The sequence below is a fragment of the Comamonas denitrificans genome, from assembly GCF_042654745.1.
Taxonomy (GTDB): Bacteria; Pseudomonadota; Gammaproteobacteria; order Burkholderiales; family Burkholderiaceae_C; genus Comamonas; species Comamonas denitrificans.
Genome location: NZ_JBHSEY010000057.1, coordinates 49,981 through 61,626 on the forward strand (window position 1 = coordinate 49,981; position 11,646 = coordinate 61,626).

Below are 11,646 nucleotides of genomic sequence, written 5' to 3' on the forward strand. Positions count from 1 at the left end.
AATGACGCATTATTTGAAAGTTAAGAATGAGCTACTCCAAAGCAAATATCACCAAGCGTAAATTTGACGTTGTGATCGTCGGCGCCGGCGGCTCGGGGCTGCGTGCCGCGATTGAATTGTCCAAGGCCGGCCTGTCAGTGGCCTCCCTGTCCAAGGTTTTCCCCACCCGCTCGCACACCGTGGCCGCGCAAGGTGGCGTTTCGGCATCGCTGGGCAATATGAGCGAGGACAACTGGCACTACCACTTTTACGACACCATCAAAGGCGGAGACTGGCTCTCTGACCAGGATGCGGTCGAATTCATGTGCCGCGAAGCACCCAAGGTGGTGATCGAGCTGGAACACTTTGGCATGCCGTTTGACCGCAACGCCGACGGCACCATCTACCAGCGCCCCTTTGGTGGCCACACCTCCAACTACGGCGAAAAACCCGTGCAACGCGCTTGCGCAGCGGCTGACCGTACTGGCCACGCCATGCTGCACACCCTGTACCAAAAGAACGTGGCCTACAAAACCAACTTCTTTGTCGAGTGGATGGCGCTGGATTTGATCCGCAACACCCAAGGTGACGTGGTGGGCGTAACCGCCATCGAACTGGAAACCGGCGACCTGTACGAGCTGCACGCCAAAGCCGTGCTGCTGGCCACCGGCGGCGCAGGCCGTATTTTCCAAGCCTCGACCAACGCCTTCATCAACACCGGCGACGGCCTGGGCATGGCAGCGCGCGCTGGCATTCCGCTACAAGATTTGGAGTTCTGGCAGTTCCACCCCACTGGCGTTGCTGGTGCTGGCGTTCTGCTAACCGAAGGCTGTCGCGGGGAAGGCGCTATTCTTTTGAATAGCGAAGGCGAAGCGTTCATGGAACGCTACGCCCCCACTTTAAAAGACTTGGCACCGCGCGACTTCGTCTCGCGCTCGATGGACCAGGAAATCAAGGAAGGTCGCGGCTGTGGCCCCAACAAGGATTACATCCTGATGAAGCTGGACCACCTGGGCGCCGAAACCATTCGCAAGCGCCTGCCCTCGGTGGAAGAGATTGGCCACAACTTTGCCAACGTCGATATCACCAAAGAGCCCATCCCCGTCGTGCCCACCATTCACTACCAAATGGGCGGCATCCCCACCAACATCCACGGCCAAGTGGTCACCTGGGATGGCACACAGAACAAGGTCGTCAATGGCCTGTACGCCGTGGGCGAATGCGCTGCGGTATCGGTACACGGTGCCAACCGCCTGGGCACCAACTCGCTGCTCGATTTGCTGGTATTTGGCAAATCTGCGGGTAAGCACATCACCTCGTACGTCAAAGACTTTGGCGAACACAAAGAAGTGCCTACCAACGGCAGCGAGCGCACCCTTGAGCGCCTGAACCAATTGGATAACTCCAAGGACGGCATCTACGCCCAAGACTTGGCTGGCGAAATCCGCCAAACCATGCAAACCCATGCCGGCGTGTTCCGCACGCAAAAGAGCATGGACGAAGGCGTGGTCAAAATCGCCGAAATCCGCCAAAAAGTGGGCCAAGTTACCTTGCAGGACAAATCCAAAGTGTGGAACACCGCCCGCATGGAAGCGCTGGAGGTGGACAACCTGATCGAAGTGGCCCAAGCCACCATGGTGTCGGCTGCCGCCCGCAAAGAATGCCGTGGTGCCCACACCGTCTACGACTACGAGCACCCTGCCGACCACCCAGAGCATCCCCTGGGCCGTAACGACAAGGAATGGCTGAAGCACACGCTGTGGGACAGCGCCACCAACAGCCTGACCTACAAGCCCGTGAACATGAAGCCTTTGACCGTGGAAAGCATTCCACCCAAAGTGCGCACGTTCTAAGCGCCTTGTCATTCACGCTGCTTTTTAAAGAAGATCACCATGCTACGTACCTTCAAAATCTACCGTTACGACCCTGATAAAGATGCCAAGCCCTACATGCAAACCGTGCAAGTAGAGCTCGATGGCCACGAGCGCATGCTGCTCGATGCCTTGGTCAAGCTGAAGAAAATGGACCCCACCATCGCCTTTCGCCGCTCCTGCCGCGAAGGCGTGTGCGGCTCGGATGCGATGAACATCAACGGCAAAAACGGTCTGGCCTGCCTGACCAACATGAACACCCTGAAAGGGGACATCGTGTTGAAGCCCCTGCCGGGCCTGCCCGTGATCCGCGACCTGATCGTGGACATGACGCAGTTCTTCAAGCAGTACCACTCCATCAAGCCCTACCTGCAAAGCGATATCTACGCCGCCGAGGACAAAGAGCGCCTGCAGTCGCCCGAAGAGCGTGAAGAGCTCGATGGCCTGTACGAATGCATCTTGTGCGCCAGCTGCTCGACCGCCTGCCCCAGCTTCTGGTGGAATCCGGACAAATTCGTTGGCCCGGCCGGCTTGCTGCAAGCCTACCGCTTCATCGCCGACAGCCGCGACACGAGCACCTCCGAGCGCCTGGACAATCTGGAAGACCCCTACCGCCTGTTCCGCTGCCACACCATCATGAACTGCGTGGACGTGTGCCCCAAGGGTTTGAAGCCCGCCAAAGCCATCGGCAAGATCAAGGAATTGGTCGCCCGCCGCACCATTTAAGCCATGGTCGCAGCAGATACGCTGCTCGAACAACGCGAAATCGACCTCCTGCGCTGGCGTAGCCGGCGCGGGCTGGTCGAGAACGACTTGTACATCGAGCGGTTTTTTACGACCTACGGCCACCAGCTGACGCAGCGGCATGCCGATGCCTGGACCGCCCTGATGAACTTGGCGGACAACGATTTGATGGATTTGTTCTTGCGGCGCACCGAGCCCCAGGGCGATCTGGATACCCCCGAAGTAACCGCAGTGCTGGAGATGGTGCGCAAGCGCTAATTCCGCCGTACTGCCCCCAAAAAGCCCGCCACGGTTTCAGTGGCATGACTGAAATGACTGAAAAGGAAGTTGGAGATGAAACTCGCTGACAACAAAGCCACCCTCTCGTTTAGCAACGGCGCCCCCAGTGTTGAGCTGCCCGTTTACCAAGGCACGATCGGCCCGGATGTGATCGACATCCGCAAGCTGTACGGCCAATCGGGCATGTTTACCTACGACCCCGGTTTCCTTTCGACCGCTGCCTGCCAATCGGCCATCACCTACATTGACGGCGACAAGGGCGAATTGCTCTACCGTGGCTACCCCATCGAGCAACTGGCCAACAACTGCAACTTCCTGGAAACTTGCTACCTGCTGCTGAACGGCGAACTGCCCAACGCCCAGGAAAAAGCCGCCTTTGAAGCCCGCGTGAGCCAGCACACCATGGTGCACGACCAGATGCAGTATTTCCTGCGTGGCTTCCGCCGCGATGCCCACCCCATGGCCGTGCTGACCGGCTTGGTGGGCGCTTTGTCGGCCTTCTACCACGACAGCACCGACGTGCACAACGCCGAGCACCGCGAAATTGCCGCCATCCGCCTGATCGCCAAAATGCCGACCCTGGTAGCCATGGCCTACAAATACGGCGTGGGCCAGCCCTTCATGTACCCGCAAAACGACCTGTCGTACGCTGGCAACTTCATGCGCATGATGTTTGGCACCCCCTGCGAAGAGTACAAAGTCAATCCGGTGGTGGAGCGCGCCCTGGATCGCATCTTCATCCTGCACGCTGACCACGAGCAAAACGCCTCGACCTCCACCGTGCGCCTGTGCGGCTCGTCGGGCACCAACCCGTTTGCCGCCATCTCGGCCGGTGTCGCCTGCCTGTGGGGCCCTGCCCACGGCGGTGCCAACGAAGCCTGCCTGAACATGCTGGAGCACATCCAAGCCAATGGCGGTATCGCCAAGGTGGGCGAGTTCATGGAGCAGGTCAAAGACAAGAGCAGCGGCGTGAAACTGATGGGCTTTGGCCACCGCGTGTACAAAAACTACGACCCGCGCGCCAAGCTGATGCAGGAAACCTGCAACGAGATCCTGGCCGAACTGGGCCTGGAAAACGACCCCCTGTTTGCCCTGGCCAAAAAGCTGGAAAAAATCGCCCTGGAAGACGATTACTTCGTGCAGCGCAAGCTCTACCCGAACGTGGACTTCTACTCGGGCATCGTGCAACGCGCCATTGGCATCCCCGTCAATCTGTTCACCGGCATCTTCGCCCTGGCCCGCACTGTGGGCTGGATCGCCCAGCTCAACGAGCAAATGGGTGACCCTGAGTACAAAATCGGCCGTCCCCGCCAGCTGTTCACCGGCGCAGCCACCCGCAACGTCAAGTAACACCCAGCACCAGCCCCCCGCCCGCCGCAGCCTGCGCTGCGGCACCCAACAAAAAAGCCAGCACCCTCACTGCTGGCTTTTTTTATCGCTTTTTTATAGCTGTTTGCGCTTGTTTATCAAAGGAATAAAGGTTTAAACACTTCAAAATCGTTGATAGTCAAGCGCAAAGCACTTCTTTTATTCAAACCCTTGGAGACTGCCCCATTCAGCGAAATCAGCCCGTGCAGTGCGCAATGCATTCACCGGTGCTGCCGTATCTTCGTACCCCAAGGCCAGGCCGTACGCCAATTGGTAGCCCTGGGGCATCGCCACATGGCGGTGAACCAACGCGCTATAGCGCCGCCAAAACCCTTGGGCACAGGTGGCCAAGCCCTCTTCGGTGGCGCGCAGCATCAGGGACTGCAGATAAATCCCCAAGTCCAGCCACTGCGGGTAGCCCATGCGGGCATCGGTAAACACAAATATTCCGACGGGTGCGCCGAACAGTTGCGCATTCTTGGCCAAATGGCGCAGGCGGGCCGGCTTGTCTTCGCGCGGGATGCCCAGGCAGCGGTACATGTCTTCGCCATTGACAAAGCGGCGCGTGCGGTAGGGCTCCCATAAATCCGGCGGGTAAGAGAGCAAAGCATCGCTTTCCTGCGCCGGGGTGGCCGCCACCTCCACCAGCAAAGCCTGCAGCGGCCCCCCTGTTAAGGCCGCCACGCGCCAGGGCTGCAGATTGCCGCCCGAGGCCGCCAGCGCGGCATCTTCCATCAACTGCTGCACCAACGCAGCGCTGGGCACCTGGGGGGTAAACGCACGCACGGAACGGCGGGCGCGCAGAGCTTGGGAGACATCCATGCCAAAGTCCTTTCAATGATTTTTCATAACAATGCCACTACAAAACCGCGCACAACCGCGCACGCCTGGCCCATCGGCGAACTGGGCGGCCAAGGCGGCTGCCGCCTACTTGCCCAAAATCTGGTCAATGCGGTCTTTTTCAAAATGGCTGGTGCGTTCGCTCTCGCACGGCAGGCAATCGGCATTGAGTTTGGCCGAGAGCTTTTCCACCGCCTGCCACAGCAGCTGCAATTGCTGGTCGTGCGTCGCGGTGCCTTCGGCCAAGCTGCGCATGGCTTGGCTGATGGGATCGTCCTCTTGCGTAATTCCGTAAGCAGTAAAGCCTGAGGGCCTGGTGCCCGCGGCCGCCGCCACTTTCGCCGCCGCGTCGGCTGCGGCCTTGGCCTGGGTTTGCGGCCCCATCAAATCTTGCTGCTGCAGATGGGCCACATCGGCGCTTTCACCTTGCTGGGCGGCAATGATGCGGGCCGGAATCCCCACCGCCGTGGCCCCGGCGGGCACAGGCTTGAGCACCACCGCATTGGAGCCAATTTTGGCGCCATCGCCCACATCAAAGCCGCCCAACACCTTGGCCCCGGCGGACACCACCACGTTCTGCCCCAACGTAGGATGGCGCTTCGTCCCTTTGTAGAGCGAGGTGCCGCCCAAGGTCACACCGTGGTAAATCGTGCAGCCATCGCCAATCACCGCCGTCTCGCCAATCACCACGCCCATGCCGTGGTCAATGAACACCCGCTCACCAATCACCGCACCGGGATGAATTTCAATCCCCGTCAGCCACCGCCCCAGGTGCGAAGTAAACCGCCCCAGCCATTTAAGCCCATGCTTCCAGCACCAATGCGCAGGCCGGTGCCACCAAATGGCATGCAGGCCGGGATAGCAGGTGATAACTTCCCAGACGCTGCGCGCTGCCGGGTCGCGCTCAAGAATGCACTGGATATCGGAACGCAGGCGTGAAAACATCAAGCAAAGCCCATCAAGGGGCGGTTAAGAACAATGAAGACAAGCAAGGGGAAACCCGAAAGTTTAGTGCTTGGCCGGGGTACTGCGCAGCATCGCCTTGGCAATTCCACGCAAGATGTGGATTTCTTCTGGGCTGAGCTGCGCACGGTTGAACAATTGATTGAGGCGCGGCATCAGTTTTTTCGGTGCCGCCGGGTCCAAAAACCCCACATGCTCCAGCGCCTGCTGCCAATGCCCCAGCATCCCGGCCACCTGCTGGGCATCAGCCCGCTGCACGTGCGCAGACGGCAGCGCATCAGTAAACCCACCCAGCGCCTGGCGCCATTCATAGGCCACCAACTGAATGGCAGCCCCCAGGTTCAACGAGCCAAACTGTGGATTGCTCGGAATACGCAGCGCCACATTGCAGCGGTACACATCCTCATTGGCCATGCCAAAACGCTCACAGCCAAACAGCAGGCCCACACCGCACTCACCCGGCCCACCAGCCAAGGTTAAATTTTCATTCAAATCAGGCTCTAGCCCTTTAGCAGCATACGCTTGCAGCTCTTGTTTTTGCCAAGACTGCACCAAGGCAGCAAAGTGCTCGCGCGGGGTCGAAGCCGGCGGGCCAAAGTCGCGCGGGGTCATCGCCGTGGCGCACAGGTGGCTGATACCGTCCAATGCCTCGTCCAGGCTATCGACAATGCGCGCCTTGGCCAGCACGTCCAGCGCCCCACTGGCGCGCTGAATGGTTTCTTCACGCCGCAGCACATTCGCCCAGCGCGGGCGCACCAGCACCAAATCATCAAAGCCCATGGTCTTCATGGCCCGGGCCGCCGCCCCTACATTGCCAGCGTGGCTGGTTTCTATTAAAACAAAACGGGTTTTCATCATCATCGCCCAGCACAGTTTGGGACTAGGCAGTTAAAATCTTGCCCTCTATTGTCGCTGCCCGCATCGCCGGGCGATGGCTTTACCGTTCTTCACCCGCAGCCAGCGGTGCCAATTTGCACGATATATCTCACGCCTTGTGCCGTCTTTGCACAAGCGCCGGCTGCCTTTTGCACAATTTATGTCGTCCTCATTGCACCCCATGCTCAACGTGGCCATCAAGGCCGCCCGCGCCGCAGGCTCCATCATTAACCGCGCAGCCCTGGATATCGAATCCGTACGCGTCGCGCAAAAACAGGTGAATGACTTTGTCACCGAAGTCGATCGCGCAGCCGAAGAAGCCATCATCTCCACCCTGCTGACCGCCTATCCGGGCCACGGCATCCTGGCCGAAGAATCGGACCAAGAGCATGGCGCAAAAAATTCAGACTACGTCTGGATCATTGACCCGCTGGACGGCACCACCAACTTCATCCACGGCTTTCCCGTTTACTGCGTCAGCATCGCCCTGGCCTTCAAGGGCAAGATCGAGCACGCCGTGGTGTACGACCCCACCCGCAACGACCTGTTTACCTCCACCCGGGGCCGGGGTGCTTTCCTCAATGAACGGCGCATCCGCGTCTCCAAACGCACCCAGTTGAAAGACTGCCTGGTCTCCACTGGCTTTCCCTTCCGCCCGGGCGACAACTTCCGCGCCTATATGCGCATGTTCAGCGAAATTACCCAACGCACCGCTGGCGTACGCCGCCCCGGCGCAGCCGCACTGGACTTGGCCTACGTCGCCGCCGGTTATTGCGATGGTTTTTTTGAAACCGGCTTATCCATTTGGGATGTCGCCGCCGGCAGCTTGCTGGTCACCGAAGCAGGTGGCCTGATCGGCAACTTCACCGGCGAAGCCGACTTCCTGGAGCAACGCGAATGCCTGGCCGGCAACCCCCGCGCCTACGGGCAGCTGGTCAGCATCCTGGGTAAGTACAGTAAATTTGCCACCACCGAAAACAAAATGCTGGTCGATCAAGAAGCGAAAACCGACAACGATTCAGAAATCACCGACTAAATTTTTCCCAATAAAAAAGCCGCTACGCAAACGCTAGCGGCTTTTTTATTCTAGGCACTGCTGGGCTGCACAAGGCGCTTTCATCAGCCTCGGGGGCTGTTGAGACCCCTTTGGTTTCGCGAATCTGCATTTTTTGATTTTGTCTTGCTGTGCTGCTTGCCCGGTTTTGATTGTGGCTGCTGCAAATGCCCGTTTGCGGCACCCTCGCTATAGTTTTGCGGGGGAAGTGATGCCCCATTGCTCAAAAACAAAAAACCCCGCTATCTGACAGATAGCGGGGTTTTTATTTTATTTGGGGTGGCTGATGGGGCTCGAACCCACGACAACAGGAATCACAATCCTGGACTCTACCAACTGAGCTACAGCCACCGTAGAAAGATTGAATTATAGCGTGTTTTTTGGCACTTTTTAGAAATTGTTCACTTAAGGTTTGCTAATTTTGAATTGAACGTTGAATTTCTTCTTCAACATTTCGTAGTAGGCCGCGCCTTCGGCTTGGCTATGTAGTTGTTCATATTGAATTAAAGCCATCTCGGACAATTCTTTAGGCTTGTCTTCAGTGGGCAAAACAGCGTTGATCTTGGCAATCGCGTAGCCCGCAGCACCCAGATCCACACCGACAAAAGTGGGCAGCTGGCTGACCGGCGCCTGCAGTGCTGCAGCGATCACAGTGGGCGAAATATTGTGCGTTTCAGCGCGGGAGACTACGACCGGGGCCTGCAGCTGCTTACCCGCTTTGGTGGCATCTGCCTGCCAGGCAGCAAGCTCAGTCGCACCCTGTTTTTGGGCCAGCTTGGCAGCTTCTTGTGCAATGTACTGGGCACGCACCTGATCGCGCACTTCATCCAAGCCCAATTGTTTGGCCGGGGTATAGGCAACGATGCGTCCAGACACCAGCTGGCTGCTGCCGAACTCGACGGCGTCGGTATTGCGCTGGTTGCTCAAGCTGTCGCTGGAGAACAAGGCTTCTAAGAAGCGTTCGTTGTTCAGCGGTGCGACTGCGTTGGGCCCAGGGATGCGCTGCACATTGTCGGCACGCTGTATTGTCAAACCGAGTTTTTCAGCGGTGGGGCTCAGGCTTTCGGACTGTTCGTACACGCTGTTGGTAAAGTTTTCGGCTGCTTCTGCAAACTGGCGCTGGGCTTGCTGGTCTTTCAGGGCTTCTTCGATTTTGGGGCGCAGCGCGTCAAAAGAGGGAATCGCCGGCTCTTTCGTATCCGTCAGCTGAATGATGTGGTAGCCAAATTCGGTCTCCACTACGTCACTGATTTCGCCTTTGTTCAAGGAAAAAGCGATTTGTTCAAACTCTGGAACCATCGCACCACGGGCAAAAAAGCCCAAATCACCGCCCTGGGGAGCAGACCCTGGGTCTTGCGAATGGGCTTTGGCCACGCTGGCAAAGTTGGCCGGCTCGGCTTTGACTTGGGCCAGTAATTCATTGGCTTTGGCTTTGGCGGCCTCGCGCTCGGCGGCGGGCATGGTTTTGGGAGCGTTGATCAAGATATGGCTTGCGCGGCGCTCTTGTTGTACCCCGGCCAGGCGTGCGCCGTTTTCTTTGTAGTAGGTGCGCAAATCATCTTCATTGATGGTGATGCGTGCGCGCACTGCTGGCAAATCAAGCACCAAGTATTCAATGCTGGCTTGCTCGGCCTGCTCGTACTGGGTTTTGTGCTGCTCGTAATAGGCTTGCAGGTCCGCGTCGGTGGGCTGCACCTGGTCGCTGTAGCGGGCCGTATCAAACAACGCGAGTTGAATTTCACGGCGCTGCTGCAGTGCATCCAAAGCCAAATCAGCAATCGGCTGGGTGGCCAAGGCGGAATTCATCACCCCGCCCAGCACTTGGCCCAAAGAGATGTCTCGGCGCACGGAGGCTTCAAAGCCCTCTGGGGTCATGCCTTGGGCAGCCAAAAGATTGCGATAGCCTTCCGTATCCAAAGAGCCATCGGCCTTGCGCAGATTGGCAATAGCCGGGATTTTTTGCAATTCACGGGCTAACGTGGCATCGCTGGCAGCAAGGTGGAGTTTTTGTGCCGCCACCTGTAAGACGCGATCACGCACCAGCCGCTCCAGCGTGGCATAGCGGGCCTCAGGGGTATCCAATAGCTTGGCATCCAAGCCCGGCTGCTCTGCACGCAGGCGATCGGCTTCCATCCGGTGGGCATTGTCCCAATCGTCTTGGGTGATGTCTTTGCCATCCACCCGCGCGACGACGGGGCTGGAGCCAGAGAAGTAGTTGCTGTCAATTCCAACAAGAATAAACGAAGGGATGATGAGCAAAAACAGCAAAATCATCACAAATTTGGAGTGCTTGCGGATTGATTCCAGCATAGGCCATCTTTCTCAAACGGGCAGGAAGTAGTACTTGGACAAACTGCGGATTCTAACGCGGCCTTGTAGGCAGCCCCTGGCCCGGCGCCATGCCGGGCAGCAGCGGTGATTAGGCTTTGCGCTGCTGATCGGCCATGCAAGCCGCAGCGGTAAAGATGATGTCGGTCGAAGAGTTGAGCGCCGTTTCTGCCGAATCTTGCAGCACGCCAATGATGAAGCCCACGGCCACCACTTGCATGGCCACATCATTGGAAATGCCAAACAACGAGCAGGCCAAAGGAATGAGCAACAGCGAGCCGCCGGGCACCCCCGAGGCACCGCAAGCGCAAACGGCCGAGACCACACACAGCAAAAGCGCCGTAGGAACATCCACCACCATGCCCATGGTGTTCACAGCGGCCAGTGTCAGCACGCTGATGGTGATGGCCGCGCCTGCCATATTGATCGTGGCCCCCAGGGGGATGGCCACGCCGCTGGTGGTGGGATCCAGGTTCAGGCGCTGGGCAATCGCCAGATTGACCGGAATATTGGCGGCGGAACTGCGGGTAAAAAAGGCGGTTACGCCGCTTTCGCGCAGGCACATCAGCACCAGCGGGTAGGGATTGCGGCGAAGTTTCCACCACACGATGGCGGGATTAACCACCAGCGCAATAAACAGCATGCAGCCGATCAGCACCAGCAGCAAATGGGCATAACCGGCCAGCACTTGCGTACCGTTGGTGGCAATGGTCGAGGCCACCAGGCCAAAAATACCCACTGGGGCCAAACGAATGACAGCTTGAATGATCAAGGTGATGCCGTGTGAGAAATCGGTCATCACTTGGCGGGTGTGCTCCGCCCCTTGGCGCAGGGCAATGCCCATGCCAACGGCCCACACCAAAATGCCAATGTAGTTGGCGTGCAGCAGCGCATTGACGGGGTTGTCCACCATGTTCTTCAAAAGCTGTAGCAACACTTCGCTGATGCCACCCGGGGCGGTCATGCCGGTGGAGGCATCTTTGAGCACCAAGGTGGAGGGAAACGCCATGCTTGCGACCACGGCGACCATGGCCGCGCTCAAGGTGCCCACCAGGTACAGCCCCAAAATGGGCTTGAGCTGGGTGGTTTGGCCTGGCTGTTGGTTGCTGATGGCGGCAATCACCAAAATTAACACCAGGATTGGGGCCACCGCTTTCAGGGCCGAAATGAACAAAGTTCCCAGGATTTCGACGTGGACGGCCGCATCGGGCCAGACCAGGGCAAAGATGGTGCCCGCAACCAGGCTGATAACAATTTGCGTAACGAGGCTGGTGCGTTGCAGCCAGCCAAGCAAAGGACGGTGAAGCATGATGGGGGTGCCAATCAAAAAAAGCCCGCCCAACG

The 11,646-nt window shown here is 58.4% G+C and carries 10 protein-coding genes and 1 tRNA gene; 5 read left to right on the top strand and 6 right to left on the bottom strand.

The features are described from left to right. The first annotated feature begins 26 nt into the window (after window positions 1-26). From sdhA to ACFO24_RS12185, 4 genes are all read left to right on the top strand, one after another. Window positions 27-1,832, top strand: a complete 1,806-nt coding sequence (gene sdhA, locus ACFO24_RS12170; RefSeq protein WP_377738589.1) for a succinate dehydrogenase flavoprotein subunit — start codon at window positions 27-29, stop codon at window positions 1,830-1,832. A gap of 39 nt (window positions 1,833-1,871) precedes the next feature. Then, complete coding sequence (locus ACFO24_RS12175) at window positions 1,872-2,576, top strand: succinate dehydrogenase iron-sulfur subunit (protein WP_207574209.1); 705 nt, start codon at window positions 1,872-1,874, stop codon at window positions 2,574-2,576. Window positions 2,577-2,579: 3 nt separating this feature from the next. Continuing rightward, complete coding sequence (locus tag ACFO24_RS12180; RefSeq protein ID WP_377738590.1) at window positions 2,580-2,852, top strand: FAD assembly factor SdhE; 273 nt, start codon at window positions 2,580-2,582, stop codon at window positions 2,850-2,852. A 75-nt stretch (window positions 2,853-2,927) separates the two neighbouring features. Next, window positions 2,928-4,223, top strand: coding sequence for a citrate synthase (locus ACFO24_RS12185; RefSeq protein ID WP_377738591.1), 1,296 nt, complete (start codon window positions 2,928-2,930; stop codon window positions 4,221-4,223). A gap of 177 nt (window positions 4,224-4,400) precedes the next feature. Here ACFO24_RS12185 and ACFO24_RS12190 read toward each other — a convergent pair whose 3' ends face one another. The 3 genes from ACFO24_RS12190 to ACFO24_RS12200 all read right to left on the bottom strand — a co-directional run bounded on the left by ACFO24_RS12190 (window position 4,401) and on the right by ACFO24_RS12200 (window position 6,899). Then, window positions 4,401-5,063, bottom strand: a complete 663-nt coding sequence (locus tag ACFO24_RS12190) for a nitroreductase (protein WP_377738592.1) — start codon at window positions 5,061-5,063, stop codon at window positions 4,401-4,403. Between the two features lie 105 nt (window positions 5,064-5,168). Continuing rightward, window positions 5,169-6,026 (bottom strand): serine O-acetyltransferase, encoded by an 858-nt coding sequence (cysE, locus tag ACFO24_RS12195; protein ID WP_377738593.1) that lies wholly within the window; start codon window positions 6,024-6,026, stop codon window positions 5,169-5,171. A gap of 63 nt (window positions 6,027-6,089) precedes the next feature. Next, window positions 6,090-6,899, bottom strand: coding sequence for an RNA methyltransferase (locus tag ACFO24_RS12200; protein ID WP_377738594.1), 810 nt, complete (start codon window positions 6,897-6,899; stop codon window positions 6,090-6,092). Window positions 6,900-7,080: 181 nt separating this feature from the next. Between ACFO24_RS12200 and ACFO24_RS12205 the strand changes: the two genes are divergently transcribed. Next, window positions 7,081-7,956, top strand: coding sequence for an inositol monophosphatase family protein (locus ACFO24_RS12205; RefSeq protein ID WP_377738595.1), 876 nt, complete (start codon window positions 7,081-7,083; stop codon window positions 7,954-7,956). Between the two features lie 293 nt (window positions 7,957-8,249). Here ACFO24_RS12205 and ACFO24_RS12210 read toward each other — a convergent pair. The 3 genes from ACFO24_RS12210 to sstT all read right to left on the bottom strand — a co-directional run bounded on the left by ACFO24_RS12210 (window position 8,250) and on the right by sstT (window position 11,611). Continuing rightward, window positions 8,250-8,325, bottom strand: a tRNA-His gene (locus tag ACFO24_RS12210). A 54-nt stretch (window positions 8,326-8,379) separates the two neighbouring features. Then, entirely contained in the window at window positions 8,380-10,284 is a 1,905-nt protein-coding gene (locus ACFO24_RS12215; protein ID WP_377738596.1) for a SurA N-terminal domain-containing protein, read from the bottom strand. A 109-nt stretch (window positions 10,285-10,393) separates the two neighbouring features. Next, window positions 10,394-11,611: a serine/threonine transporter SstT gene (sstT, locus tag ACFO24_RS12220; RefSeq protein WP_377738597.1), complete on the bottom strand. Its 1,218-nt coding sequence runs from the start codon at window positions 11,609-11,611 to the stop codon at window positions 10,394-10,396. Window positions 11,612-11,646: the final 35 nt, after the last annotated feature.